Annotated in this window: 26 protein-coding genes; 17 read left to right on the top strand and 9 right to left on the bottom strand. The window is 74.6% G+C overall.

Features of this window, described 5'->3' with window-relative positions; translation table 11 throughout:
* Window positions 1-188 precede the first annotated feature (188 nt).
* The 3 genes from ACIBBA_RS15560 (at window position 189) to ACIBBA_RS15550 (ending at window position 4491) form a co-directional block, all read left to right on the top strand.
* Complete coding sequence (locus ACIBBA_RS15560; protein WP_396697648.1) at window positions 189-1064, top strand: SDR family oxidoreductase; 876 nt, start codon at window positions 189-191, stop codon at window positions 1062-1064.
* A 14-nt stretch (window positions 1065-1078) separates the two neighbouring features.
* Window positions 1079-1687: a TetR/AcrR family transcriptional regulator gene (locus ACIBBA_RS15555; protein WP_396697646.1), complete on the top strand. Its 609-nt coding sequence runs from the start codon at window positions 1079-1081 to the stop codon at window positions 1685-1687.
* Between the two features lie 68 nt (window positions 1688-1755).
* Window positions 1756-4491 (top strand): AAA family ATPase, encoded by a 2736-nt coding sequence (locus tag ACIBBA_RS15550; RefSeq protein WP_396697644.1) that lies wholly within the window; start codon window positions 1756-1758, stop codon window positions 4489-4491.
* A gap of 122 nt (window positions 4492-4613) precedes the next feature.
* On the opposite strand, the gene ACIBBA_RS15545 is transcribed toward ACIBBA_RS15550, so the two are convergent.
* The 4 genes from ACIBBA_RS15545 to ACIBBA_RS15530 form a co-directional block, all read right to left on the bottom strand.
* On the bottom strand, window positions 4614-5222 hold the full coding sequence (locus ACIBBA_RS15545) for a hypothetical protein (RefSeq protein WP_396697642.1): 609 nt from the start codon (window positions 5220-5222) through the stop codon (window positions 4614-4616).
* Between the two features lie 774 nt (window positions 5223-5996).
* A complete protein-coding gene (locus ACIBBA_RS15540) occupies window positions 5997-7082 on the bottom strand; it encodes an alcohol dehydrogenase catalytic domain-containing protein (RefSeq protein WP_396697640.1) in 1086 nt (361 codons plus the stop codon).
* Complete coding sequence (locus ACIBBA_RS15535; protein WP_396697638.1) at window positions 7079-8497, bottom strand: aldehyde dehydrogenase family protein; 1419 nt, start codon at window positions 8495-8497, stop codon at window positions 7079-7081. Before ACIBBA_RS15535 ends, ACIBBA_RS15540 begins: the two co-directional genes overlap by 4 nt.
* A 46-nt stretch (window positions 8498-8543) precedes the next feature.
* Complete coding sequence (locus tag ACIBBA_RS15530) at window positions 8544-9209, bottom strand: TetR/AcrR family transcriptional regulator (protein WP_396697636.1); 666 nt, start codon at window positions 9207-9209, stop codon at window positions 8544-8546.
* Window positions 9210-9352: 143 nt separating this feature from the next.
* Between ACIBBA_RS15530 and ACIBBA_RS15525 the strand changes: the two genes are divergently transcribed.
* From ACIBBA_RS15525 to ACIBBA_RS15510, 4 genes are read left to right on the top strand one after another with little or no spacing between them, the layout of a single operon-like run.
* On the top strand, window positions 9353-10501 hold the full coding sequence (locus ACIBBA_RS15525; RefSeq protein WP_396697634.1) for an acyl-CoA dehydrogenase family protein: 1149 nt from the start codon (window positions 9353-9355) through the stop codon (window positions 10499-10501).
* Between the two features lie 26 nt (window positions 10502-10527).
* Window positions 10528-11700 carry an acyl-CoA dehydrogenase family protein gene (locus ACIBBA_RS15520; protein ID WP_396697632.1) on the top strand — a complete coding sequence of 391 codons (1173 nt, stop codon included), beginning with the start codon at window positions 10528-10530 and terminating at the stop codon, window positions 11698-11700.
* On the top strand, window positions 11697-12161 hold the full coding sequence (locus tag ACIBBA_RS15515; RefSeq protein WP_396697630.1) for a MaoC family dehydratase: 465 nt from the start codon (window positions 11697-11699) through the stop codon (window positions 12159-12161). The genes ACIBBA_RS15520 and ACIBBA_RS15515 overlap by 4 nt, the downstream gene beginning before the upstream one ends.
* Window positions 12158-13705: a long-chain fatty acid--CoA ligase gene (locus ACIBBA_RS15510; protein ID WP_396697628.1), complete on the top strand. Its 1548-nt coding sequence runs from the start codon at window positions 12158-12160 to the stop codon at window positions 13703-13705. The genes ACIBBA_RS15515 and ACIBBA_RS15510 overlap by 4 nt, the downstream gene beginning before the upstream one ends.
* A 54-nt stretch (window positions 13706-13759) precedes the next feature.
* Here ACIBBA_RS15510 and ACIBBA_RS15505 read toward each other — a convergent pair whose 3' ends face one another.
* Window positions 13760-14026 carry a hypothetical protein gene (locus tag ACIBBA_RS15505; protein ID WP_396697626.1) on the bottom strand — a complete coding sequence of 89 codons (267 nt, stop codon included), beginning with the start codon at window positions 14024-14026 and terminating at the stop codon, window positions 13760-13762.
* A 130-nt stretch (window positions 14027-14156) separates the two neighbouring features.
* On the opposite strand from ACIBBA_RS15505, the gene ACIBBA_RS15500 reads away from it, so the two are divergent.
* The 4 genes from ACIBBA_RS15500 to ACIBBA_RS15485 all read left to right on the top strand — a co-directional run bounded on the left by ACIBBA_RS15500 (window position 14157) and on the right by ACIBBA_RS15485 (window position 16861).
* The gene (locus ACIBBA_RS15500; protein ID WP_396697624.1) at window positions 14157-14933 is read left to right on the top strand and encodes a DNA-formamidopyrimidine glycosylase family protein; all 777 of its coding nucleotides are present in this window, start codon (window positions 14157-14159) and stop codon (window positions 14931-14933) included.
* 85 nt (window positions 14934-15018) lie between these two features.
* Complete coding sequence (locus ACIBBA_RS15495) at window positions 15019-15357, top strand: PadR family transcriptional regulator (RefSeq protein ID WP_357057593.1); 339 nt, start codon at window positions 15019-15021, stop codon at window positions 15355-15357.
* Window positions 15354-16181, top strand: a complete 828-nt coding sequence (locus ACIBBA_RS15490) for an ATP-binding cassette domain-containing protein (protein WP_396697622.1) — start codon at window positions 15354-15356, stop codon at window positions 16179-16181. The genes ACIBBA_RS15495 and ACIBBA_RS15490 overlap by 4 nt, the downstream gene beginning before the upstream one ends.
* The gene (locus ACIBBA_RS15485) at window positions 16178-16861 is read left to right on the top strand and encodes a hypothetical protein (protein ID WP_396697620.1); all 684 of its coding nucleotides are present in this window, start codon (window positions 16178-16180) and stop codon (window positions 16859-16861) included. Before ACIBBA_RS15490 ends, ACIBBA_RS15485 begins: the two co-directional genes overlap by 4 nt.
* On the opposite strand, the gene ACIBBA_RS15480 is transcribed toward ACIBBA_RS15485, so the two are convergent.
* From ACIBBA_RS15480 to ACIBBA_RS15465, 4 genes are all read right to left on the bottom strand, one after another.
* Window positions 16858-18078, bottom strand: a complete 1221-nt coding sequence (locus ACIBBA_RS15480) for an RNA polymerase sigma factor (RefSeq protein WP_396697618.1) — start codon at window positions 18076-18078, stop codon at window positions 16858-16860. The two genes, ACIBBA_RS15485 and ACIBBA_RS15480, sit on opposite strands and share 4 nt — an antisense overlap.
* A gap of 4 nt (window positions 18079-18082) precedes the next feature.
* Window positions 18083-18418, bottom strand: a complete 336-nt coding sequence (locus ACIBBA_RS15475; protein WP_357057601.1) for a YciI family protein — start codon at window positions 18416-18418, stop codon at window positions 18083-18085.
* A gap of 117 nt (window positions 18419-18535) precedes the next feature.
* Window positions 18536-20290 carry a sulfatase gene (locus tag ACIBBA_RS15470; RefSeq protein ID WP_396697616.1) on the bottom strand — a complete coding sequence of 585 codons (1755 nt, stop codon included), beginning with the start codon at window positions 20288-20290 and terminating at the stop codon, window positions 18536-18538.
* Window positions 20290-21132, bottom strand: a complete 843-nt coding sequence (locus ACIBBA_RS15465) for a CDP-alcohol phosphatidyltransferase family protein (protein ID WP_396697614.1) — start codon at window positions 21130-21132, stop codon at window positions 20290-20292. Before ACIBBA_RS15465 ends, ACIBBA_RS15470 begins: the two co-directional genes overlap by 1 nt.
* Window positions 21133-21223: 91 nt before the next feature.
* Between ACIBBA_RS15465 and ACIBBA_RS15460 the strand changes: the two genes are divergently transcribed.
* The 6 genes from ACIBBA_RS15460 to ribA all read left to right on the top strand — a co-directional run bounded on the left by ACIBBA_RS15460 (window position 21224) and on the right by ribA (window position 26383).
* Window positions 21224-22204 (top strand): zinc-binding alcohol dehydrogenase, encoded by a 981-nt coding sequence (locus ACIBBA_RS15460; protein ID WP_396697612.1) that lies wholly within the window; start codon window positions 21224-21226, stop codon window positions 22202-22204.
* A gap of 3 nt (window positions 22205-22207) precedes the next feature.
* The gene (locus tag ACIBBA_RS15455; protein ID WP_350870191.1) at window positions 22208-22606 is read left to right on the top strand and encodes a 6-carboxytetrahydropterin synthase; all 399 of its coding nucleotides are present in this window, start codon (window positions 22208-22210) and stop codon (window positions 22604-22606) included.
* 180 nt (window positions 22607-22786) lie between these two features.
* Complete coding sequence (locus tag ACIBBA_RS15450) at window positions 22787-23830, top strand: glycosyltransferase family 4 protein (RefSeq protein ID WP_396697610.1); 1044 nt, start codon at window positions 22787-22789, stop codon at window positions 23828-23830.
* Window positions 23827-24645: a class I SAM-dependent methyltransferase gene (locus tag ACIBBA_RS15445; RefSeq protein ID WP_396697608.1), complete on the top strand. Its 819-nt coding sequence runs from the start codon at window positions 23827-23829 to the stop codon at window positions 24643-24645. Before ACIBBA_RS15450 ends, ACIBBA_RS15445 begins: the two co-directional genes overlap by 4 nt.
* Window positions 24646-24712: 67 nt before the next feature.
* Window positions 24713-25666 (top strand): YbhN family protein, encoded by a 954-nt coding sequence (locus ACIBBA_RS15440; RefSeq protein WP_396697606.1) that lies wholly within the window; start codon window positions 24713-24715, stop codon window positions 25664-25666.
* Window positions 25667-25729: 63 nt separating this feature from the next.
* The gene (gene ribA / locus ACIBBA_RS15435) at window positions 25730-26383 is read left to right on the top strand and encodes a GTP cyclohydrolase II (RefSeq protein WP_396697604.1); all 654 of its coding nucleotides are present in this window, start codon (window positions 25730-25732) and stop codon (window positions 26381-26383) included.
* Window positions 26384-26386 lie beyond the last annotated feature (3 nt).

Genomic DNA, 26386 nt, shown 5'->3' with positions numbered 1-26386 from the left:
GGCCGGGTCCGGCCGTGGCACCGTCGCCACGGCCAGGCCCGGCCGGCCGTCGTGCCCTCGGGCCGGCGGCGGCGAGGTCGGCTATCTGCATCATCGATGCTGCTTTCTGAATTGCGTGGCGATGCGGTGTCCGTGATCGTGCCGGTCGATCGTTGACCCCGGTCGGTCGGACTCCTACTATCTGCACTGTGAATGCAGATTCAACTCGGTTGTCCGGCCGGGTCGCCCTCGTCACCGGCGCGAGCCGTGGCATCGGGCTCGCCATCGCCCGGCGGCTGGTGGCCGAGGGCGCGCGGGTCGGCCTCACCGCCCGGCGGCCGGAGACGCTCGCCGAGGCGGTCGCCGCGCTCGGTGGCCCGGCGCACGCCGTGGCCGTGCCCGGCCGCGCCGACGACGCCGAGCACCGGGCCGAGGCGGTGCGCCGGGTGGCCGAGGCGTTCGGGCCGATCGACATCCTGGTCAACAACGCCGGCATCAACCCGGCGTACGGGCCGCTCGCGACGCTCGACCTGACCGCGGCCCGCAAGATCCTTGACGTGAACCTGGTCGGCGCGCTCGGTTGGGTGCAGGAGGTCTGCGCCGCGGGCATGACCGAGCGGGGCGGCTGCGTGGTCAACGTTTCGTCGGTCGCCGGCCTCGCCCCGTCGACCGGCATCGCCTTCTACGGGGTGAGCAAGGCCGCCCTCAACCATCTCACCGCCTGCCTGGCTGTCGAACTCGGTCCGACGGTCCGGGTCAACGCGGTCGCGCCCGGAGTGGTGAAGACCCGCTTCGCGGCGGCCCTCTACGAGGGTCGGGAGCAGGAGGTCGCGGCCGCGTACCCGCTCGGCCGCCTCGGGGTGCCGCCGGACGTGGCCGCCGCGGTCGCCTTCCTGGCCTCGCCCGACGCGGCCTGGATCACCGGGCAGACCGTCGTCTGCGACGGCGGCGCGACGCTCACCGGCCGGGCTGCCGGGATGACCCCGCGCCGGCAGAGGGTCAGGCCCTCGCCCGGTGCCCCGGTGGCGCTGATCGCCGCGCGTCTAGACTCGCCGGTGCTGCCGGGTGGGCCGCGGCGGTGGTGAGGGGGCAGAGGCGAATGGGCAGGGCCGAGGCGCCGGTACGGGTCGACGGACGGACCGCCCGCGCCGAACGCACCCGGGCGGCGATCGTCGAGGCACACCTCGCCCTGATCTCCGAGGGGGACCTCCGGCCGACGGGCGAGCGGATCGCCGAGCGGGCCGGCATCTCGCTGCGCACGCTCTGGACGAACTTCAAGGACATGGAGACGCTCTTCGAGGCCAGCGGCGCCGAGGTGCTCCGCCAGCAGGACGCCGCCCACCGGACGATCTCGCCGGCGCTGCCACTGGCCAGGCGGGTCGACGCGTACTGCCGGCAGCGGGCCCGGCTGCTCCAGCTGATCGCACCGTCGGCGCGGGCCGCGCAGATGCGCGAACCGGTCTCCGACCAGCTGCACCGCAACCGGCTCAAGCACATCGGGCGGGTGCGCGACGAGGTCGAGCAGCTCTTCGCAGCCGAGCTGCCGCCGTCCGGGCCGGGCCGCAAGCAGTTGGTCGACGCGATCGTGGCGGCGAGCATGTGGCCGGCCTGGTCGATGCTCCGCGACGGCCTCGGGCTGGGGGTGGACCAGGCCCGCGCGGTGATGGCCCGCACGGTCGGCGCGCTGCTGGCCGCCGCCGACGACTGACCCCACGGACGCCTCTTTCCAACCGGTTACCTATAGGTAACACTGAATGCATGGTTACTGCATCAAGAGTGCAAATAACCGTGCTGCGGGGCCGGGACGAGGAGTGCCGGGCGATCCGCCGGCTGCTCGACGGCCTGGCCGACGGCGGCGGCGCCCTGGTGCTCCACGGCGAGCCGGGCTCCGGCCGGAGCGCACTGGTCGGCTACGCCCACCGGCACGCCGAGGGCTGCGCCGTGCTCGCCGCAGCGGGGCTCGCGGAGGAGGCGGCCGTGCCGTACGCCGGGCTGCAACGCCTCCTCGACCCGGTGCTCGACCGGATCGGGGCGCTGCCCCGCCCGCAGGCTCGCCTGTTGCGCCGGACGCTGGCCGGCGGCGGCTGCCCGACCGAGCGCCGGCTGGCCCTCTGCCTGGCCGTGCTGCGGCTGCTCGCCACCGTCGCCCGGGACCGTCCGGTGCTGTGCACGATGGACGACGTCGACCGGGGCGACCCGCCGACCGCCGAGACGCTCGCCTTCGTCGCCCGGCGGCTGCGCCGGCTGCCGGTCGCCGTCCTGCTCACCGCGGCGACCGCGTCGCCCGGCGGGCTGCCCACCCACCGGCTGCACCCGCTGGACGAGCGGGACAGCGCGGCCCTGCTCGCCGACCGGCTGCCGGAACCGCCCGCCCCGGCGGTGGCCGCGGCGCTGGCGACGGCGGCCGGGGGAAACCCGCAGGCCCTGGTCGACCTCACCGGCACGCTCAGCCACGACCAGTGCCGGGGTGACGCGCCGCCGCCCGTCGCGCCACCGGTCGACGGCGCGCTGGGCCGCGCCTACCGGGCCCGGCTGGACCACCTGTCCGGCGACACCCGCCGGGTGCTGCTGCTCGCCGCGCTGGACCCCGACGCGGACCCCGACACCCTGGTGCGGGCGGCCCGCGCCGGCGGGGCGGCGATCGCCGCGCTCGCGCCGGCCGAGGTGGCCGGCCTGGTCCGGGTCGAGGCGCACCAGATCGCCTTCCCGCAGCCGGTCGTCCGGGCCGTGGTCGCGGCCACCGCCCCGCTCGCCGAGCGACGCGCCGCGCACCTGCTGCTTGCCGGCGTGCTGGACGACCCCGCGGACCGATTGCGCCGGGCCCTGCACCACGCCGCCGCCGCGAGCGGTCCCGACCCGGCGCTCGCCGCCGAGCTGGAAGCCGCCGCGCTCACCGACGGAAGCGACCCGGCCGACGCGTCCGGCGCCCTCGAACGGGCCGCCGAACTCACCGACGAGCCGGCCCGCGCCGCCGAGCGTCGGGTCGCCGCCGCCCGCTACGCCTGGCAGGCCGGATCGCCGCAGCGTGCCCGGCTGCTCCTGGCGGGCCTCAGTGCCGGCCCGCTGTCGCCGTCCGTCGCCGGTCGAGCCGAGTTGCTCCGCGGCGAGATGGTGCTGCGGTGCGGCCCGCTCCCGGCCGCGGCACCCGCGCTGCTGGCCGCGGCGGAGGCGCTGGCCGGCACCGACCGGAGGCTGGCCCTCGTCGCGCTGGCCCGGGCCGGCGAGCTCGCCTCCTACTCGGGCCAGCAGTACCGCTACGCCGATCTCGCGCGCCGCTCCCGGGCGCTGGTCCGCCCCGGCGACCCGCCGGTCACCGAGCTGACCAGCGCCTACCTGAACGGGGTGGGCGCGACGCTGCGCGGCGACCACGAACACGGTGGCCCCGCGCTGCGCCGGGCCGTCGTGCTCGGCGGCCAGCTATCCGGGCCGGCGCTCACCCCGGCTGCGCTGACCTGGGCCGCGGCGGCCGGGCTTCTGGTGGCGGTGGACGGCCCGGCGCACCGGCTCGCCGACCGCGCCGTCGAGCTGGCCCGCAGCCGGGGTGAGCTGTCCGCGCTGCCCCGGGCCCTGGAGCTGCGGGCCGTCGCCGAGTACTGGCTGGGCCGCCACGAGGCGGCGGCCGAGACCTCCCGGGAGGGGCTGCGGCTGGCCCGCGCGACCGGGCAGAGCGCCACGGCCGGCGTCCACCTGGGCATGCTCGCCGTGCTCGCCGCCGTCCGCGCCGATCGGCAGACGTGCCTGCGCCGGCTCCGGGAGATCGGCGAGGCACCCGCGCCGCACAGCCGCCCCTGGGCACTGGCGCAGTGGGCGCTCGCGGTACTCGACCTGACTGACGGTCGGCACGGCGCCGCCGCGGCGCGACTGACCGGGCTGGCCCGCCCCGGCACCGGCCACGGGCAGGTCCTCGTCCAGGTGATGGCCACCCCGTACCTGGTGGAGGCCGCCGCTGTCGACCCGGTGCACCGACCCGCGGCGAACGCCGCGCTGGCCGTCTTCGACCGCTGGGCCAGCAGCACGGCGAGCCCGTCGCGGCGGGCGCTGTCGGCCCGGTGTCACGCCCTGCTGGCCCGCAAGGGCAGCGGGCAGGCCGAGGAACACTTCCACACCGCGCTGCGGCTGCACCCGGCGGACGCGGGCGCCTTCGAGCGGGCCCGTACCGCGCTGCTCTTCGGCCGGGAACTGCGCCGTGCCCGCCGACCCCGCGACGCCCGGTCGCACCTGCACGACGCCTGGGCCGCGTTCACCGTGCTCGGCGCGGACGCGTGGGCCGAACAGGCCACCGCCGAGCTGCGGGCCGCCGGCGAGTCCGTCGGCGCCCCCGACCCGGCCGCCGCCCGGCTGCTGACCGGCCAGCAGCTGCGGATCGCCCAACTGGTCGCCGAGGGCGCCACCAACCGGGAGATCGCCGCCCGGATGTTCCTCTCCACCCGGACGGTCGACCACCACCTGCGCAACATCTTCCACCGGCTCGGCATCCGGTCCCGGACCGAACTCGCCCGAGCGCTCGGCTGACTATTTGGCGTGCCCACAAGCGTGGACTGGCCGCGCGCCGAAGTGCGGTCGCGGTAGGTGGAGTCAGATCGAAGCTTTGGCGAGAACGCGAGGAACAGTCCCATGACCTGCCGCGCGGCTGATCAAGTGCCTGCCGCTCGAACGGTTGTCGGAAGCTCCGGTGCTGGCGAAGCGAGCCTTTGAAGGTCCACCCAGTACGTATTCCGCAGGCGGCGGTAGTCGAACTCCTTGCCCTGCGGGATCCGCCGGACGTTCAACAGGCCATATCCCTTGAGCTCCTTAGTCGCCCGGGTCCAAGTGTCATCGGACAGTCCGTACCGCTTGCGCTGCTCACCCGTGAGCCACGGTGGATTGTCAGGGCTCTTGCCACCCTGTATTTCCAGCAGTACCAACAGCGCCGCGACAGCGGTGCCGGAGAGTGCAAGGATCCAGCCCTGCGTCCAGAAGTCGAGCGGCAGTCTGATGTATCGGCTGGTGCTCCATCCATACCCGCGCCCGTCGCCAGAAGGACTAAGCAGCGTCACGTCCGGAGGGAGGCCCGGATTCCGGTCCAGCCGCAGCAGTTTGGCCCTGCCGAGCCAACTGAGAGCGTCAGCGATGCGGCGAGCACCGTTGATGTCAGGATCGGGGAGACCCAACAGCTCCGCCCACGCGCGGCCGGGCTTCGACCTGATGTCGAAGGGGCGGCGCGCGGCAAGGAGGGTAAGCGTCAAATAGAGCTTTAGTCGCACTCCTCCACCACGACCCCCGCGCATCATCTTCGCTAGCGGTGGGTCGCCGTCCCGATCGTCGCGAACGAAGTCCGGCGGGATCTGGATACCGGACACCCTTTTGGACTTGTCGACGAGACGGCGGAGTCGGGCCAGAGCCTCCGGGACGGGCGGCGTAGCCGACGGACTGGACAACGCGCCTACCTTAGCAGCGGGGAAACCAGGGGTACGGGGGTAAGGGGGTAAGGGGGGTTCACGACGTCCTTCCTATTAGCTTTCCGCCGTAAGCCCTAGGTGCGAAGGTAGCAGGCTCGACGTTATCCTGCAGAAGGGGCGGGTGTAGTTCCGCTGCGAGTTCGTTGTAGCTCCGCTGCAACCTCTAGGCGATGGGCGTTGACCTGCGAATACCTTGAAACGACCATGGAGTCCGCCGGGGAGCTCCCTCCCGGCGCGCCGTGAAGGGAACCCACTCCGTGGTTGATCAGCGTCATGACCGGTCCACAACGCAGCAGATTCCTGCTTCTCCTGAGCCCGATGTAATTCGACATCGCACCAGCCTGACCCGTGCGGAGACGCTCACCCTGGCTGCTGCCACCGCCCGCGGCATGGCCAGCGGAGTCCTCCATGCCGTTACTTCGTGGGTGATCAGGGCGATCGGAAGCGCCTGGTAGATCGGATTCAGACGCGGTGCCGGATGGGGCAGCAGGACAGCAGCCCCATCCGGACATGCGTCGGACCGACTCGATGTGGTGCGGTTCCTACTGACCGGCCATGCTGACAGGAGAGGAGGCCGAGCTAAGACTGGGGCCCAGGCAGGACGAGGGTACGCGCGCCTTCGCCCCGGGCCATCCGGTCGAACGCCTCGGCGGCGCCGTCCAGGGTGGTGCGGTCGGTGATCAGCGGGGCGAGGTCGAGGGTGCCGTCGAGCACCGCCCGAGCCAGCTCGGGCAGGTCGCGATCCGGGTCGGACGAGCCGTAGACGGAGGAACGCAGCGTCCGGGCCGAGTGGAAGATCTCCAGCGCGCTGAGCGGGACGAGGTCGTCCTTGGCTCCCATGCCCACCACGGTCACCTGCCCACCGCGCCGGGCGGACCGCCAGGCGGTGCGGATCGTGCTGCCCCGCCCCACGCACTCGAACGCGTGGTCCACGCCCCGGCCGTCGGTCCGCTCTCGAACCGAGCGGCTGAGCTTGTCGTCGGCGAGCAGGAAGTGGGTGGCGCCGGCCGCGATCGCCAGGCCGGCCTTGGCCGGCGAGACGTCGACGGCCAGCACCGGGTCCGCGCCGGCCGCCCGGGCGGCACCGACCACCGACAGCCCCACCCCGCCGAGCCCGATCACGGCGACCGACTCGCCGGGCGCCACCGTCGCGGTGCGGCGGACCGCGCCGACCCCGGTGAGCACGGCGCAGCCGAGCAGCGCCGCCGCCTCGAACGGCAGCGCGGCGGGGACCGGGATCACCGCGTTCTCGGGTACCACCACCTCCTCGGCGAGGGCGCCGAGGCCGAGCGTGACGTGCAGCGGCTCGCCGGCCTCCGTCCGGCCGCGGGGCGTGGAGGGCGACCCGAGGCCCGCGCAGAGCCACGGCTCGCCGTGCCCGCAGTACCAGCAGTTCCGGCAGGGGGGCGCCCAGTTCAGTACCACGTGCGCGCCGGGCGTCACCCGGGAGACGCCCGCGCCGACCTCGGTGACCACGCCGGCCGCCTCGTGGCCGAGCGCCAGCGGATACGACGGCGCGAGCGTGCCGTTCACCATGGACAGATCGGAGTGGCAGACCCCGGCGGCCCGGATGCCGACCCGCACCTCACCCGGCCCGGGCGCGGGCAGCTCGATCTCCTCCACCCGCAGCGGCGCCCCGACCTCGCGGACGACCAGCGCCCTCATCGCTGGATGGCCTTGGTCTGGAGGAACTCGTCCAGCCCGTGCCGGCCCAGCTCCCGACCGATGCCGGACTGCTTGTAGCCGCCGAACGGGGCGAACGGGTTGAACGGCGCGCCATTGATGTCCACCGCCCCGGTACGCATCCGCCGGGCCACCCGCACCGCGCGTTCCTCGTCGCCGGACCAGACCGCGCCGGCCAGCCCGTACCGCGAGTTGTTGGCGACCGCGACGGCGTGTTCGTCGTCGTCGACGGGGATCACCGCCAGCACCGGGCCGAAGACCTCCTCCTGGGCCAGCGCGCTTCCCGGGTCGACGTCGGCGATCACGGTGGGCGCGACGAAGAAGCCCCGGTCGGGGACCGGGGCGTCCGGGCCGCCGGCGACCAGTCGACCCCCGTCGGCCAGCCCGCGGGTCACGTGGCCCTGGACCCGCTCCCGCTGGGCGGCGGAGACGAGCGGACCCAACCGGGTGGCCGGGTCGAACGGGTCACCGAGCCGGTACCCCTCGGTGGCCTTGGCGGCCAGCGCCAGCGCCTCGTCGTAGCGGGACCGGTGCACCAGCATCCGGGTCCACGCCGTGCAGGTCTGCCCGGAGTTGAGGAAGGCGTTGCCCACCCCGACCTTGACCGCGGTGACCAGGTCGGCGTCGTCGAGGATGACGTTCGCCGACTTGCCGCCGAGTTCCAGCGCGACCCGGGCGATCCGCTCCGCCGTCAGGTGGGCGATCCGCCGGCCGGTCGCGGTGGAGCCGGTGAAGGAGACCATGTCGACGTCCGGGTGGCCGGCGATGGCCTCGCCGACCACCGGGCCGGTGCCGGTGACCAGGTTGACCACCCCCGGCGGGAAGTCGGCCTCGTGGATCGCGTCGAAGAGCAGGTACGACACCAGCGGCGTCAGCTCGCTCGGCTTGAGCACCACGGTGCAGCCGGCGGCGAGCGCGGGGGCCAGCTTCGCCACCACCTGGTGCAGCGGATAGTTCCACGGGGTGATCGCGCCGACCACGCCGACCGGCTCGCGGACCACCGTCGAGTTGCCCACCGTCTCGTCCGCCGGCGGGCGGGCGGCCAGCTCCACGTAGCTGTGCAGCACGGTGAGCGGCAGGCCGGCCTGGACGCGGGTGGCCAGCTTCAGCGGGGTGCCCAGTTCCAGGGCGATGGTGCGGCCGATCTCGTCGGCGCGGGCGGAGAGGGCGGCGTGCAGCCGGTCCAGGTGCGCGGCCCGCTCGGACGGCGCGGTCGCGGCCCAGCCGTCGAAGGCGGCCCGGGCGGCGGCCACGGCGCGGTCGACGTCGGCCGCCGTGCCGGCCGGTACGGTCGCGACGACCTCCTCGGTCGTCGGATTCTCCACCGGCAGGGTCGCCCCGTCCGGCGCGGTGACCCACCGGCCGTCGAGGTAGAGATCGGTCCGTGCGAGATCCATCGCGCCCCTCACGTAGGTCCCGAAACTAGCAGTGCAAGTTTGGACCCTAGTACGCCCCGGCGGCCGGCGGGAGGGGCGGCAACGGGCCGACGTGCTGTTCGTAGGTGCGGGACAGCCCGTCGATGAGCGCGTCGAGGCCGAGCACGAACGCCCCCTCGTCGACCTGCTGCTGGTGCTCGGCGAGTCGGTGCGCCTGGGTCAGGTGCGGGTACTGCTCGGTGTAGAGCCCGGGATCCTCGACGAAGCCGCGAGCGAACGAGCCCAGCGCCGACCCGGCGACGAAGTAGCGCATCAGCGCTCCGATGTGGGTGGCCCGGGCGGGCGGCCAACCGGCGTCGACCAACCCGCCGTAGACCGCGTCCGCCATGGCCAGCGCGGCCGGCCGCCGTCCGGGGCCGCGGGCCAGGTACGGCACGATGTTCGGGTGCGCCGCGAGCGCCGCCCGGTAGGAGTGCCCCCACCGGCGCAGCGCCTCCCGCCAGTCGACCTGACCGAAGAAGGACACGTCGACCTGCCCGGTGACACTGTCCGCGACCGCGTCGAGGATCTCGTCCTTGGTGGCGAAGTGGTTGTAGAGCGACGGCCCGCGCACCCCCAGCTCGGCGGCGAGCCGGCGGGTGGAGAAGGCCTCCAGTCCCTCGGCGTCGATCAGCGCGGCGGCGGCCTCGACGATCCGCTGCCGGCTGAGCAGCGCCTGTCGCGGCCGGGGCATCGCGTCCTCCTCCTGCTCGTGCTCCGCCGGAGGCGTGCCGCTCCGCGGAAGTGCTGGCTCGCCGGAGGCCTCCGGGGTCCGCGGGAAACTCTGCCACAGCCGGGTCTGGACGGACTTAAACTTGCACCGCTAGTTTAAGGGTCATGGATCTGCAGCTCTCCGCCGAGCAGGCCGCGGTCCGTCGGCTCGCCGCCGAGTTCGTCGACCGCGAGGTGCGGCCGCACGCGGCGGAGTGGGATCGGCGCGAGGCGGTCGACCCGGCCGTCGTCGGCGCGCTCGGCGAGCTGGGGTTTCTCGGCCTGACCATTCCCGAGGCCGACGGCGGCGCCGGCGGCGACCACCTCGCCTACTGCCTGGTCCTGGAGGAGCTGGGCCGGGGGGATTCCGCCATCCGCGGCATCGTCTCCGTCTCGCTGGGCCTGGTCGCCAAGGCGATCGCCGCCCACGGGTCGGCGCCGCAGCGGGCCGAGTGGCTGCCCCGGCTCTGCTCCGGCGCCGCCCTCGGCTGCTTCGCGCTCACCGAGCCGGACAGCGGCTCGGACGCCGCCGCGCTGCGCACCCGCGCCGACCGCGACGGCGACGACTGGCTGGTCACCGGCACGAAGACCTTCATCACCAACGGCACGACCGCCGACGTGGCGCTGGTCTTCGCCCGCACCGGCGGCCCCGGTCACCGCGGGATCACCGCCTTCCTGGTGCCGACCGGCAGTGCCGGGCTGACCCGGCGGGAGATCCACGGCAAGCTCGGCCTGCGCGCCCAGGCCACCGCCGAGCTGCGCTTCGACGGCGTACGGGTGCCCGACGCGGCCCGCCTCGGCGACGAGGGCGCCGGCTTCCGGCTGGCGCTCGGCACCCTCGCCAAGGGACGCATGTCCGTCGCCGCCGGCTGCGTGGGCATCGCCCAGGGCTGCCTTGACGCCGCCGTCGCCTACGCCGGGCAGCGCACCCAGTTCGGCGGGCCCATCGCCGGCCACCAGCTGGTGCAGCAGCTGCTCGCCGGCATCGCGGTGGACACCGCCGCCGCCCGGCTGCTCGTGTGGCAGGTGGCCGACCTGATCGACCGGGGCCAGCCGTTCGCCACCGAGGCGTCGATGGCCAAGCTCTTCGCCAGCGAGGCGGCCGTGCGGGCGGCCAACAACGCGGTGCAGGTCTTCGGCGGCTACGGCTACATCGACGAGTACCCGGTCGGCAAATACCTGCGCGACGCCCGGGTCACCACCCTCTACGAGGGCACCAGCCAGATCCAGCAGCTCCTCATCGGACGCGCGCTCACCGGCGTCAACGCCTTCTAGCAGCATCCCCACCACCCGGAGGAACCATGGACTTCGCGCTATCCGACGAGCAGCGGGCCATCCGCGACACGGCCCGCGACTTCATCGCCCGGGAGGTGATGCCGCTGGAGCAGGAGCTGCTGCGGCGGGAGCGGGCGCACCAGCCCGGGCTGGACCGCAGTGAGCTGCGTGAGCTGCAACTGAAGGCCCGCAAGTTCGGCTTCTGGGGACTGGCCACCGCCGAGGAGTACGGCGGCATGGACCTGCCCGCCGTCACCCAGTCGCTGATCTGGACCGAGATCGGCCGCTCGTTCGTGCCGTTCCGGTTCGGCGGCGAGGCCGACAACATCCTGTTCCGGGCCAACGAGGAGCAGCAGCGTGAGTACCTGCTGCCGACCATCGAGGGGGAGCGGCTCAGCTGCTTCGCGATCACCGAACCGGGCGCCGGGTCGGACGCGGCGAACATCAAGCTCAGCGCCCGCCGGGACGGCGGCGACTGGGTGCTCAACGGCGAGAAGACCTTCATCACCGGCGGCCACGAGGCCGACTTCGCCATCGTCATCGCGGTCACCGACCCGGAGAAGGGCGCCCGCCGTGGCGGCGCCACCGCGTTCCTGGTGGACCGGGAGATGGGCTGGCGGTCGGAGTTCATCCAGACCATGGGTGAGGGCGGCCCCGCGTCGCTCGTCTTCGACGACGTCCGGGTACCCGAGCGCAACATCCTCGGCGAGATCGGCCAGGGCTTCACCCTCGGCATGGAGTGGATCGGCAAGGGGCGCTACATCATCCCCTCGCACGCGATCGGCATCGCCGAGCGGGCGCTGCGGATGGCGATCGACCAGGCCAACAGCCGGGAGACGTTCGGCCGGCCGATCGGCGAGAACCAGGCGATCCAGTGGATGATCGCCGACTCGGAGACCGAGCTGGAGGCGGCCCGGTGGTTGGTGCTGCGGGCCGCCTGGACGGTCGACCAGGGCATGGACCCACGGCACGCCTCCTCGATGTGCAAGCTCTACGCCGCCGGCATGGTCAACCGGGTGGTGGACCGGGTGATGCAGATCCACGGCGGCATGGGCTACACCCGCGAGCTGCCCATCGAACGGTGGTACCGCCAGGTCCGCCTCTACCGGATCTTCGAGGGCACCGACGAGATGCAGCGGCTGATCATCTCCCGCGACCTGCTGCGTGGCTACACCCGGCTGGGCGGGCACCTGGCATGAGGACCTTCGCCTCCATCGACGACCTGGCCGCGGCGGTCGGCGAGACCGTCGGCCCCGGGCCCTGGCAGACCGTCGACCAGAGCCGGGTCGACCTCTTCGCCGACGCCACCGACGACCACCAGTGGATCCACGTCGACCCGCGGCGGGCCGCGGCCGGCCCGTTCGGCGGCACCATCGCCCACGGCTACCTGACCCTGTCCCTGCTGCCGGCGCTGGTCGGCCGGCTCTGCCGGGTCGAGGGGGTGGGGATGGGGGTCAACTACGGCCTGAACCGGGTGCGCTTCCCGGCCCCGGTGCGGGTCGGCAGCGCGGTGCGGGCCAGCGCGACCATCGCCGAGGTGTCCCCGGTGGACGGTGGGTTGCAGGTGGTCACCGTGGTCACCGTGGAGTGCGACGCGGGTGGCAAGCCGGCCTGCGTCGCCGAGACGGTCAGCCGCCTCTACCGGAGCGCGGCCCGATGACCGCCCTGTCGCTGGCCATGGTGCTGGCCGAGTCGGCGCGCCGGCACGCCGACACCGTCGCCGTGGTGGACGGGGAGATCCGGGTGACCTACGCCGAGCTGTGGCTGGAGGCCCGCAGCTACGCCGCCGGGCTGCGGGAGCTGGGCGTCGGACCGGGTGACCCGGTGGCCCTGCTCGCCCCGAACGTGGTCGACTTTCCCCGGGTCTACTACGGCGCCCTCGCCGCTGGCGCGGTGCTGGTCCCGGTGCACCTGCTGCTCACCCCGGACGAGGCCGGGCACGTGCTGCGTGACAGCGGCGCGAAGCTGCTGGTCTGCCACACCTCCCAGCTCGCCCTGGGCGCGGCGGCCGCGGAGTCCGCCGGCGTCGCGCTGGTGACGGTCGGCCCAGCCGCGACCGGTGTCGCGGCCCGCCGGCTGGAGGACGTGAGCGAGCCGCTGGCGCCGCTGCCGTCGTACGTCACCCGGGCCGCCGAGGACACCGCGGTGGTGCTCTACACCAGCGGCACCACCGGGGTCCCCAAGGGGGCCCTGCTCACCCACCTCAACCTGGTCATGAACGCCACCGTCAACGTCTTCGACGCCAACGACGCCCGGGAGACCGACGTGGTGCTCGGCTGCCTGCCGCTGTTCCACAGCTTCGGTCAGATGGTGGCGATGAACGGCACCTTCCGGATCGGCGCGACCCTGGTGCTGCTGAGCAGGTTCACCGGCCCGGAGGCGATCGACCTGATGCTGCGCGAGCGGGTGGACGTCTTCCACGGGGTGCCGACCATGTACGTGGCGCTGCTCGAAGCCGCCCGGGGGCGCACCGCCCTGCCCCGGCTGCGGCTCTGCGTCTCAGGCGGGGCGTCGCTGCCGCTCGCCGTCCTGGAGCGCTTCCACGCCGCCTTCGACACCACGATCTTCGAGGGGTACGGACTCTCTGAGACCTCGCCCACGGCGACCACCAACCAGCCGCACTTCGGCACCCGGGCGGGCACCATCGGGCATCCGGTCTGGGGCGTCGAGGTGGAAATCGCCCGCGCCGACCTGGACGAGCGGATAGAGCTGCTGCCGACCGGAGAGCTCGGCGAGATCGTCATCCGTGGGCACAACGTCTTCGCCGGCTACCACGGCCGGCCGGAGGCCACCGCCGAGGCCGTGGTCGACGGCTGGTTCCGCAGCGGCGACCTGGGCCGCAAGGACGCCGACGGGTTCGTCACCATCGTCGACCGGAAGAAGGACCTGATCATCCGCGGCGGCTTCAACGTCTATCCGCGGGAGGTCGAGGAGGCCCTCGCCCGGCACCCGGCGGTCGGCCAGGTGGCGGTGATCGGTGTGCCCGACCCGCGGCACGGCGAGGAGGTGTGCGCGGTGGTGGTGCCCGACCCGGCCGGGCCCGCGCCGAGCGAGCAGGAGCTGATCGACTGGGCGCGCGAGCACCTGGGTCGGCACAAGTACCCGCGTCAGGTCCGCTACGTCGACGCGCTGCCGATCGGGCCGAGTCACAAGGTGCTCAAGCGGGAGCTGCGCCGGACCCTCTCAGCCTCGCCGATCGAGTGACCGCGGCGACCGGTCCGGGACGCGAGGAAGGCTGCGTGCACGGGCGGTCTGCCGTCAGGGCCGGTGGTCCTCGTCGGCCGGGATGATCGACTCTCGCTGTTCGAGGGCGTCGGCCGGGTTGGCGTCCTCCGGCAGGAGCGTGAGCGAGTCCGTTTCGCCGGCCGGCGGCGCGCTCTGCTCGGCCACGTCCGCCTCGCTGGCTTCCACCGGGGTGCTGGTCGCGGTGACGTCCTGCTCCGCGTCGTCCACCACGGTCTGACGCTGCTCGATCGCGTCGGCCTCCGGTGGTTCGCGCAGCGGATCATCCGGGTTGACGGTCATCTCGCATCCTCTCGGCGGGCGGGCCACGGCACTGTTCGCACCCCTTAGTTCCCCGATGGCGGGCCGGAAACCCGGGCACCGGCGGGTAAACCGGGTGTTTTCCCGCAATGGCGCCGGGTACCCGCCGGGCATGCCCGAGGGCCACCTGATCCACCGGTACGCGCGAGAGCAGCACTCCGCGCTGGCCGGCAGCGTTCCGGCGCTGTCCAGCCCGCAGGGCCGATTCGACCCGCACCCGTACGCCGGGCGGACGCTGCGGGCCGTCGAGGCGTACGGCAAGCACCTGCTCTACCACTTCGACGACAGCCCGGCCCTGCACGTGCACCTCGGCATGCGCGGGCTCTTCCTGCGCCACGACGACCCCGCCGTGCCGCCCCGCGGGGGAGTGCGCCTGCGGCTCGCCGGCGAGCGCGTCGCGTACGACCTGATCGCGCCGATCCGGTGCGAGCCGCTTCCGGCCGACGGTGAGCGCGCGCTGCGCGCCTCGCTCGGCCCGGACCCGCTGCGGGCCGATGCCGATCCGGCCGAGGCGGTGCGGCGGATGTCCGCGGCCGGTGGCGCGATCGGCGCGGCCGTGCTCGACCAGGCGACCTGGGCGGGTATCGGCAACGCCTGGCGTGCCGAGCTGCTCTTCCTCGCCGGTCTCGACCCGGATGCGCGAGGGATCGGGCCGGCGCCGGCGCGGCGGCTCTGGGAGCTCGCGGTGCGCTATCTGGCGCTGGGCCGCGACGCCGGACAGGTGGTCAGTGACCCGACCACCCCCGACGAGCGCTGGGTGTACAAGCGCGACGAGTGCCGCCGCTGCGGCGCCCCGGTCCGCCGCTGGCAACTCGCCGCCCGCACCGCCTACGCCTGCCCCGTCGACCAGCCCGTCGCGGCGGTGAGGCACGACCGGAGGGCCGACTAGGTTGTTGCGCTACCTAGGTGGCGGCGCTATCGTCCCCACGTGATCTTTCGAGCGGCCCGCACCACCCGGTCCCGGTAGGGCCGGGATGGACCAGGAACGGCGGGCGCAGTGGCTGCGCGGGGTGCTCGACCTCTGCGTCCTCGCGCTGCTCAGCCGGGGGGAGTCCTACGGCTACCAGCTGTCCCAGGCGCTGCGCGCCCACGGGCTCGGCGCCGTGCAGGGCGGCACCCTCTACCCGGTGCTGCTGCGCCTGCAGCGCTCCGGACTGGTGAGTGCGCACTGGCGCGAAGGGGAGACCGGCCCGGCCCGCAAGTACTACCGGATCAGCCCGGCCGGCAGCGAGGCGCTGCGCACGACCGGCACCGACTGGACCGCCTTCGCCGCGAGCGTGGGCGCGATACTGAGCGAGGAGCAGATGCGGTGAACCACCACGCCTGGCTCGCCGCCCTCACCGGCGAGCTGCGCCGGCACGGGGTGGGCCCCGACCTGACCGGCCACGTCGTCGCCGAGGCCGCCACCCACCTGCGGGAGAGCGGGGAGCCGCCGCTACGGGTCTTCGGCCCACCCGAGACGTACGCCCGGGCGGTCGCCGACAGCGTCGGCGGGCCCGACCTGCGCCCGCCCCGCCGACAGCCGGGCCCGGTGCGGCTCGCCGCGCAGGGCATCACCAAGCGCTACCGCGGACGCACCGTGCTCGACCGGGTCGACCTGACCGTCCGCGCGGGGGAGATCGCCGCGGTGGTCGGCGCCAACGGCGCGGGCAAGAGCACCTTCCTGCGGATCTGCGCCGGCATGCTCAGCCCTGACGCCGGCACCGTGCGGGTGCACGGCACCCTCGGCTACTGCCCGCAGGACGGCGGCACCGCCGAGTTCCTCGACCCCGACGAGCACTTCGTACTCGTCGGGGCGGGCCGAGGGCTGGACCGGAGCGCGGCCCGGCGGTCCGGCCGCGCCGGGGCCGCCGCGCTGGACTGGGCCCCGCCGGCCGGCACGCAGACGCGACACCTCTCCGGCGGCACCCGACAGAAGCTGAACCTGGTGCTGGCCGGGCTGGGCGAACCCGACGTGCTGCTGCTCGACGAGCCCTACCAGGGCTTCGACCGGGGCACCTATCTCGACTTCTGGCACGAGGTGTGGCGGTGGCGCGACGCCGGCAAGGCCATCGTCGTCGTCACCCACCTGCTCAACCAGCTCGACCGCGTCGACATCGTGCTCGACCTGACCACCCCTCGGGAGCGCCGCGCATGACCAAGATCCTCGTGGTGGCCGAGTCCGCGCTGCGGGAACTGCTGCGCCGGCGTTCGGTGCTGCTGATCCTGCTGCTGTTGCCGCTCGCCTTCTACCTCAGCCGCCGCGGCGATTACCTCGGCCAGTCGATCCGCTTCGTCTGCCTGGGGCTGGGCTGGGCGCTGAGCACCGCGGCGCTCTTCGCCGGCAGCGCGGCGCGCGGGATGGAACCCCGGCTGCGGCTGTCCGGCTACGGCAGCCTGCACCTGGTGCTCGGGCGGCTGCTCGCCCTCTGGACGGTGGGCGTGCTGCTCTCCGCGCCGTACTTCGTGCTCATCCTCGTCGACCAGCACGACGTCCGGTACGCCGCCATCGCCCTGATCATGGCGCTGACCGTGGCGGTGGCCGCCCCGTTCGGCCTGCTGCTCAGCGCGGTGCTGCCCCGCGAGCTGGAGGGGACGCTGGTGCTGCTGACCGTCGTCGGCCTGCAGATGGTGATGGACCCGGCGAACAACATCACCCGGGCATTGCCGTTCTGGTTCAGCCGGGAGATCGCCACGTACGCCATCGACCACACCGGCGGTGGCTACCTGAGCCGGGGCCTCACCCAGGGGATCACGGTCGCGGTCACGCTCACCGTCCTGGTCGCGGTGGCCGGCGCCGTACGGCTGCGCCAGCGCCGCCACCTGCGGTTCGCCTAGCGATCGAGGGCCAGCTCGTCGGCCCGGTCGGTGAGCGCGCGTCGCTCGCTCGGCGCGTCGCTCATCGCCGCGGCGGCCCGGAACAGCCGCACGGCTCGGACCCGGTCGCCCTGGCGGGCGGTCAGCTCGGCCTCGGCGGCGAGCGCCGGCGGGTAGCCGTCCAGCGTGCCGCCGGCGCGTGCCCCGGCGAGCAGGGCCAACCCGGTCGCCGGCCCGTACGCGAAGCCGTGCGCCACGGCCCGGTTCAACTCCACCACCGGCGAGGCGGAGCGCCGCGCCAGCCGGTCGTACCAGCCGGCGATGGCCGGCCAATCGGTCTCGGCGCTGCTGCGGGCGGTGGCGTGACAGGCGGCGATGCGCGCCTGGAGCGCGTACGGGCCGTCCTCGCCGGCCCGGCGCGACACGTCGAGTCCCTCGGCGACGGCGGCGTGATCCCACCGGGACCGGTCCTGCCGGTCGAGCGTGAGCAGGTTGCCCGCGGCGTCGCGCCGGGTCGACCGGCGGGAGTGCTGGAACAGGAAGAGCGCGAGCAGCCCGGCGACCTCCGGCTGACCGGGCAGCAGCCCGTCGACCAGCCGGGCCAGGCGGATCGCCTCGTCCGCGAAGGCCGGCTCGCCGTCGGCGTCGTAGCCCCGCGTGAAGAGCAGGTAGAGCACGGCCAGCACGCCGGGCAGCCGCTCCGCCAGCGCCGGGCCGCTCGGCACCCGGTAGGGGATGCCGGCCTGGGCGATCTTCGCCTTGGCCCGGGTCAGCCGGCGGGTCATCGTCGACTCGCTGACCAGCAGGGCGCGCGCGATGTCGACGGTGGCCACCCCGCAGACGGTCCGCAGGGTGAGCGCCACCCGGGCCTCCATCGCCAGGGCCGGATGGCAGCAGGTGAAGATGAGCCGCAACCGGTCGTCCACCACGTCCTCCTCCCCGGCCCTCGGCGGCGCCACCTCCTGCTCGGTGAGCAGCGCCAACTCGCGCAGCTTGCGCCGCTCGGTGTCGGCCCGGCGCAGCACGTCGACGGCCCGGTTCCGGGCGACCGTCATGAGCCAGCCGCCCGGATTGCCGGGTACGCCGTCGCGGGGCCAGCGCTCCAGGGCGAGCGTCAGCGCCTCCTGGGCGCAGTCCTCAGCGAGCGTCCAGTCGCCGGTCACCCGGATCAGCGCCGCCACGATCCGCGGAAACGACTCCCGACCCGCGGCGGCCACCGCCCTGGACGCCTCCGTCACCGGATCAGGCGTCCAGGTCCATGAAGGGCCGCAGCTCGATCCGGCCCGCGTACGCCATCGGGTGGCTGCGGGCCACCTCGATCGCCTCGTCGAGGTCGGCGCACTCCAGCAGGTCGAAGCCCACGATCACCTCCTTGGTCTCGGCGAACGGGCCGTCGCTGACCAGCAGCTCACCGGCCCGGACCCGGACCGTGGTGGCCGCGGCCGGCGGGGCGAGCGCGTCGCCCTGCAGGCGCTGGCCCCGGGCGTCGCGCTCGGCCACCCACTGGTGGATGTCCGGCGCCGCGCTCGGGTCGGCGTCCGGCTCGGTGTCGGTGCAGACGAACATCATGTACTTCATGTCGTACTCCTCGGTGTGTGACTCCACCAGGGTGACGATCGGCGTGCCCCGTTCCGGACAGCGACCCGGGAAGAAATCTACCGGCGGCTTCGGCGCGGCTCCCGGCCCAGTGGCGGCTCACCGGGTCGGTCGGGCGGCGGCCGGGTTAACCGTCGGGCCGAACGCGGTGAGGAACCGGTCGCGGAACGCGTCCATCGGCCAGACCGGCGCGTCCGGGCCTGGCCGCAGGCCGTCCTGCCAGCCCCATCCGGCGATCCGGTCGAAGACCGCCGGATCTCGGGCGACGATGGTGATCGGCACGTCCCGGCTGGCATTCGGGCCGGTGACCACCGGGGCCGGCTGGTGGTCGCCGAGGAAGACCAGCACCAGGTCGTCGTCGCCGTACGTCTCGACGTAGGAGATCAGGGTCTCCAGCGAGTACCCGATCGACAGCCGGTAGCCGGCGCGTACCTCGGCCGTCGAGCGGCGGACGGTGTCTCCCGGTCCTTCCGTGCTGGCCGCCGCGTGGGCGAAGACCGAGCCGTCGCCCACGTCGTCCCAGCCGATCAGCCGGGGCACCGCCGTCCACGGGGAATGGCTGGAGATCAGCGGGATCTCCGCCATCAGCGGCGGCCGGTCGGCGCGGGCCCGCTCGGTGCGCTGGAAGGTGGCCAGGGTGTACTGGTCCGGCATCGGGGCGTAGCTGAACTTCGGGCCGCGGTAGCCGAGCCGCTCGGCGTCGTAGTAGCCGTCGTAGCCGAAGAAGGTCCCCTCCGGCCAGGGCTGGGTGGCGGCCGGCATCACCCCGACCGTGCGCCAGTCGGCCCGCCGGAACGCGCCGTTGAGGGTGAGCCGGTCGCTGGCCAGCAGGCTGCGGTGGCGCTGCTCGTTGTCGATCCACAGCCCGGAGAGCAGCGTGTCGTGGGCCAGCCAGCTCCCGCCGCCGGCCGTGGGGGAGGTGAGGAAGCCACTGCGGGCGGCGTACCCGTCGGCGCGCAGCCGGCGGTTGCCGGCGTCGAGCAGCGCGCCGATCTCCGGGGCGAACTCCGGGTCCTCGACCGCGTCCCGTCCGTAGCTCTCCACGAACGCGAGGATCACGTCCTTGCCCCGCAGCCCGGTCAGCAGCTGGTCGCCCGGGGTGTCCCGGAACGGGTCGGTGGCGATCTCGGCGGTGAACGTGGTGCGGTCCCGCAAGCGGGCGTGCACCTGGGCGACGTGTGCGCTGACCAGGGCACTCGCGCCGGTGTCCGCGACCGGCACGCCCGGCCCGACCCGCACCCCGAACGCGGCGCAGGCCACCCAGGCGACGGTCAGCGCGGCCACCGTCCGGGTCGCGGCCCGGTCGTGCCGGACCACCAGCCCGGTCAGCCGGCGCACCGCGAGCGTCATGAGCAGCAGCAGGCCGGCGGCGAGCAGCAGCGCGCCGATCGCCGCGCCGACCGCGCCGGCCCGGCCCACCGAGTCGGTGACGAAGCCGAACGCGTCGTCCAGCAGCGCCCAGTCCAGGACCAGGTCGAACGGCCGGGCCAGCGCGGAGTCGAAGCCCAGGTCGGCGAGCTTCAGCACCGCCAGCAGGCCGAGCAGCGGGCCGGCCAGCGCGACCGCCACCCGCCGCCCGCGCCCGGGCAGCGCCAGCAGCAGGGCGACGCCCAGCAACCCCTCCAGCGGGATACGCAGGAAGGCGCCGGGCGTCAACCGGTCCATCCGGTCCGGGCCGACCAGGGCGGCGAAGACCAACACGCCGGCCAGCATGGTGAGCAGCCCGGCCGCGACCGACCGCGCCACCCGCCACCCGCCGCCGGCGATCGGGGTACGCGACGCCGCCGCGTCGCCGACCGGCCGGTCCTCCGTGCGCTCGCCGGTGTCGGCGGACGGCTCTGCCTCGGCGCCCATCAACGTCCCCACTCGTCGGCGCGGGCGGCGCCGACGGCCAGCGCCGGCGGTCGGGCCGTCGCCCCGCCCGGCAGCACGCGCACCCGCTCCGCCACCAGTTGGACCGGAACCACCCCGGCGACGTGCCCGGTCGGGCGGGGGCGGGGCCGCAGGGGGCGGTGCCGCCACAACCAGAACACGTCGCGCGCGAACGACTCGACGAGCAGCGCCAAACCGCCGGCCACCAGCAGCGTGGCCCACCGGTGCGGCAGCACGCCGGCCAACGCGACCGCCAGGACGATCCCCTGCGCCGCCGCGGCCACCTTGCGCCACTGCCGGGCGGGCAGCGTCGCGCGCAGCCACGGCAGCGCCCAGCCGGCGACGACGAAGGCGTACCGCATCCCGCCGATGGCGAGCACCCAGCCGCCGGCGTTCGGCGCGACGTGCACGCTGAGCACCAGCAGGAGGAAGGCGTCGGCCTCCATGTCGAACCGGGCGCCGAGTGCGCTGGCGGTGCCGGTCCGCCGGGCGACCCGGCCGTCGACCGCGTCCAGCAGCAGCGCGACCACGGTGAGGGTGGTCAGCAGCCCGACCGGCGTGGGCCGGCCGATCGCCGCGTCCACGACCAGCGCGGTCACCCCGCCGGCCAGGACGGCCCGGGTCAGCGTCACCCGGTCCGCCGGTCCGAGGCGTACCGCGCCCGCGCGTCCCAGCCCGCGGCTGAGCGCGACACAGGTGACCAGGCCGTAGCCCACGCCGACCAGCCAACCCGGGCCGGTCAGCCCGACCGTGGCGGCCAGCGCGCCGAGCAGGACGATCTGGGCGGTCAGCCCGATCAGCGGACCAGTTCGAACTGTGGGCACCGTGCCTCCGTGTTTATGATCGACGACCCTGACAGGGAACACGGATGACGGGGCCGTTCGGTTCGGTCAGGCCCGAGGTGAGGAGCAGCCGGTGACCCGTGAGGCGCACGCCTTCTGGCTTCGGACGCCTGGTCAGGGGGAGATCCGGCCGGTCACGCTGCCGGCACCGGGGCCGGACGAGGTGCTGGTCCGGACCTGCTACTCCGGGGTCAGCCGGGGCACCGAGACCCTGGTCTTCGCCGGCCGGGTGCCCGCCGACCAGTACGCCGTGATGCGCGCGCCCTTTCAGGAGGGCGACTTCCCGGCCCCGGTGAAGTACGGCTACCTCAACGTCGGAACGGTCGAGCAGGGCCGGGCCGACCTGCTGGGCCGCAGCGTCTTCTGCCTCTACCCGCACCAGACCGGGTACGTGGTCCCCGCCAAGGCGGTCGTACCGGTGCCCGACGGGGTGCCGCCGGCCCGGGCCGTGCTGGCCGGCACGGTGGAGACCGCGGTGAACGCCCTCTGGGACGCCGCGCCCCTGCTGGGCGACCGGGTGAGCGTGGTCGGCGCCGGCATGGTGGGCTGCTGCGTCGCGGCCCTGCTCGCCCGCTTTCCCGGGGTGCGCGTGGAGCTCGTCGACACCGACCCGAGCCGGGCCGGGATCGCCGGCGCGCTCGGCGTCGACTTCGCGTCGCCGGCCGACGCGGCCACCGGACGCGACCTGGTGGTGCACGCCAGCGCCAGCGCCGCCGGCCTGCAACGCTCGCTGGAGCTGCTGCGCCCGGAGGGCACCGTCGTCGAGCTGAGCTGGTACGGCGACCGCCCGGTCGAGTTGTCGCTGGGCGGGGTGTTCCACAGCGGACGGTTGAGCATCCGTGGCAGCCAGGTCGGCACGGTCGCCCCGGCCCGGCGGGGGTCTCGGAGCTTCACCGACCGGCTGGCGCTCGCCCTGGACCTGCTCGACGATCCCGCCTTCGATGCCCTGATCACCGGCGCGTCCCGCTTCGCGGAGCTGCCGGACGTGCTCGGCCGCCTGACGTCGGGCGAACTGCCCGCGCTCTGCCACCTCATCACCTACGACGGGGAGTGATCCGTGTTCAGTGTGACCGTCCGTGACCACATGATGATCGCCCACAGCTTCCGCGGCGAGGTCTTCGGGCCCGCGCAGCGGCTGCACGGCGCGACGTTCGTGGTGGACGCCACGTTCCGCCGCGCCGACCTGGACGCGGACGGCATCGTGGTCGACATCGGCCTGGCCACCGAGCAGCTCAAGGCCGTCCTCGGTGAGCTGACCTACCGCAACCTCGACGACGAGCCCGCCTTCGCGGGAACCAACACCACCACCGAGGTGCTGGCCCGGACGGTCGCCGACCGGCTCGCCGAACGGGTGCACGCCGGTCAGCTCGGCGAGGGCGCGCGCGGCCTGGCCGGCATCACCGTCACCCTGCACGAGTCGCACGTGGCGTGGGCGAGCTACGAGCGATCACTGTGAGCGCGAGGAGTGAGCTTGCGAGCCCCGCAGTCGCGAACGAAAGGCCGGCACTGTGAGCGCGAGGAGTGAGCTTGCGAGCCCCGCAGTCGCGAACGAAAGGCCGGCACTGTGAGCGCGAGGAGTGAGCTTGCGAGCCCAGCTGGGCTCGCCGGCCCCGCGGTGAGGTTCGAGGCCGGGTCGGTGGGCGTTCGCGAGGTGCACGTGGTGCTGCCGAACGACATCGACGACCCGGCCACGCCGAGCGGCGGCAACCAGTACGACCGGCGGGTCTGCCGGGGGCTGGCCGAGCAGGGTTGGCGTGTGCACGAGCACGCCGTACCCGGTGACTGGCCGCAGCCGGACGCGACCGCCCGGGCCGCGCTGGCCGGGGTGCTCGCGGCGCTGCCGGACGGCGCGGTGGTCCTGCTCGACGGGCTGGTCGCCTCGCCGGCGCCGGAGGTGTTGACCCCGCAGGCGGCCCGGCTGCGGCTGGTCGTCCTGGTGCACATGCTGCTCGGCGACGACGCCGAGCAGCGGACGTTGACCGCGGCGAGCGCGGTGGTCGCCACCAGTGACTGGACCCGCCGGCGGCTGCTCGACCGGTATCCGCTGCCCGCGCAGCGGGTGCACGTCGCCGCGCCCGGGGTGGACCCGGCGCCCGTGGCGCCCGGCACCGGCACCGGCGCCGCGCTGCTCTGCGTGGCGGCGGTGACCCCGACCAAGGGGCACGACGTGCTGGTCGACGCGCTGGCGCTGGTCGCGGAGCTGCCCTGGAGCTGCGTCTGCGTCGGCGCGCTCACCCGCGATCCCGGTTTCGTGGCCGACCTGCGGGCCGGCCTGGCCCGCTCGGGGCTGGCCGACCGGGTCCGCCTGGCCGGACCGTGCACCGGGGCCGCGCTGGACGCCGCGTACGCCGCCGCCGACCTGCTGGTGCTCCCCTCACGCGGCGAGACGTACGGCATGGTGGTCACCGAGGCGCTGGCCCGGGGGCTTCCGGTGCTCGGCACGGCGGCGGGCGGGCTGCCGGAGGCGTTGGGCCGGGCGCCGGACGGCGAGCTGCCGGGGCTGCTGGTGGCCCCGGACGACCCGCCGGCGCTGGCCGCCGCGTTGCGCCAGTGGCTGGACGACGCCACGCTGCGCCGCCGGCTCGCCCACGCGGCCCGGGCCCGCCGGGACACCCTCGCCGGCTGGCAGGTCACGGCGACGCGGCTGGCGTCGGTGCTGAGCGGGGTGGGTGCGGCATGAGTACCGACGTACTGCTGTCGTTCGCGGCGTGGCTGCGACTGCGGGAGGCCGCCGACGCGGCGGCGCGCGCCGACGGACTGGTCGAGGTGGTCCGCCGTCGGCTGCCGGCCGCCGGGCCGATCGTGCTGCACGACCTGGGCAGCGGCACCGGGTCGATGCTGCGCTGGCTCGCCCCGCGCCTGCCCGGGCCGCAGCACTGGATCCTCTACGACCGGGATCCGGAGCTGCTCGCCCATGCCACGGCCGAAACGGTCACCTCGGCCGACGGTGCCCCGGTCAGCGTGGCGACCCGGTGCACCGACCTCACCCGGCTGACCGCCGCGGATTTCGCCGGCGCGGCCCTGGTCACCGCGTCCGCCCTGCTCGACATGTTCACCGCCGAGGAGGTCGAGCGGGTGGTGGCCGCCTGCGCCGCGGCCGACGCCCCGACGCTGCTGATGATCTCGGTCACCGGCCGGGTGCGGCTCACTCCGGCCCATCCGCTGGACGCGCAGGTCGAGGCGGCCTTCAACGAGCACCAGCGCCGTACCGTCGACGGCCGGCGCCTGCTCGGCCCGGACGCGGTCGACGCCACCGTGGCGGCTTTCGCCCGGCACGGGGTCGCCGTGCAGACCTGGGCCAGCCCGTGGCGGCTGGGTGCCGCGCAGGGCGAGCTGGCGGCCGAGTGGTTCCGCGGCTGGCTGGCCGCGGCCTGCGAGCAGCGGCCGGAGCTGGCCGTCCCGGCGGCCGGGTACGCCCGCCGTCGGCTGGCGGACGCGGCGGCCGGCCGGCTCGGGGTGGTGGTCGAACACCTGGACCTGCTCGCCGGCGGATGAACCCTTTGGGCGTCCGGCGCGTGCCTACCGGAGAGGGAACGATCTTTCGACGGGAGGGCCGGCGCGGATGTTCTGGGCCTGGGCGCGGGCGCTCGGCGGGATCGGGCTGCTCGGCGCGTTGCTGTGGCAGGTGGGTGGCGCGCCCTTCCTCGCCGGGCTGGCGCTGATCGACGGCGGGGCGCTTGCCGCGGCGCTGGCGATCGGGGTGCTCACCACGGTCTGTGGCGCCTGGCGGTGGACCCTGGTCGCCGGCGGGCTCGGGGTGCGGCTGCCCCTGGGCACCGCGGTGGCGCACTGCTACCGCGCGGTGTTCCTCAACGCGACGCTTCCCGGCGGGGTGCTCGGCGACGTGCACCGCGCGGTGCGGCACGGCCGCGACGCCGGTGACGTCGGCCGGGGCGTGCGGGCGGTGGTCTGGGAGCGGACCGCCGGCCAGGTCGTCCAGGTGGGCCTCGCGCTGGTGCTGCTCGTCGCCTTTCCGTCGCCGGTGCGGCCGTACCTGCCGGCCGCGGCGGCCCTGGTGGTGGCGGGCGGGCTCGGCGCGGTGCTGCTGGCCCGGGCGTTGCCTCGCGCCGGCGGGTCGCGCTGGGCGCGGACGCTGCGTACCGCGGTCACCGACGTGCGGGCGGGACTGCTCGCCCGCCGCACCTGGTTCGGGGTGCTGCTCGCCTCCGCGGTGATGGTCGCCGGTCACCTGGCCACCTTCCTGGTCGCCGCGCGTACCGCCGGCTCGACCGCGCCGCTGTCCCGGCTGGTGCCGCTGACCCTGCTCGCGCTGCTGGCGATGGGGCTGCCGCTGAACGTCGCGGGCTTCGGCCCGCGCGAGGGGGTGGCCGCGTGGGCGTTCGGCGCCGCCGGCCTGACCGCCGCCGAGGGGGTGGCCACCGCCACGGTGTACGGGGCGCTGGTGCTGGTGGCCAGCCTGCCCGGCGCGGCCGTGCTGCTCGCCCGCCGGCGCGGCGCTACCCGGCCGGCGGATCCGGCTCGCGCCGACGCGCGGGAAGGAGCCTTGCGTGGTTGAGTGTTGACACAGTGGTGAGCGGGAAGCGCGGCCGATCCGGGCCGCGCCGGACGAAGGAGACCCATGCCCGAAGCACTTCCTGTCGCGACGATCCGCACCCAGGTCACCGTGCCACTGCGCTTCCCGGATGGCTACGCCACCACCGCCCGCCTCTTCACCTTCAAAGGGCTCGTCGACGGTCGGGAGCACCTGGCGTTCGGCCTCGGGGACTGGACGGCGGCACTGGATCGGCACGCCGCGGGTGGTCCCGCGCCGCTGGTACGGCCGCACAGCGAGTGCCTGACCGGGGACGTGTTCGGCAGCCAGCGCTGTGACTGTGGCCCGCAGCTGCGTGAGGCGGTCGAGCGGATCGCCGAGGCCGGTGGCTTCCTGCTCTACCTGCGTCAGGAGGGGCGGGGCATCGGCCTGTACGCCAAGCTGGACGCGTACGCGTTGCAGGACGCGGGGCTCGACACCTACGAGGCGAACGTGGCGTTGGGGCACGGCGAGGACGAGCGGGACTACACCGTGGCGGCGCAGATGCTGGCCACCCTGGAGGTGCCGGCCATCGTGCTGCTCAGCAGCAACCCGGAGAAGGCGGTGCAGCTCGACCGGCTGGGGGTGACGGTGACCGAGCGGGTGCCCACCGGCCTGTACCTCTCCCCGGCCAACGCGGGCTACCTGGCGGCCAAGGCCAGCCGGGCCGCCCGTACCTCCGACCTTCCCGCCGTCCGATGACCT

This window comes from Micromonospora sp. NPDC051006, assembly GCF_044456245.1.
Classification (GTDB): domain Bacteria; phylum Actinomycetota; class Actinomycetes; order Mycobacteriales; family Micromonosporaceae; genus Micromonospora.
Note: the sequence above shows the minus strand (reverse complement) of the source record. Positions and strands in the feature narration are given on the sequence as shown.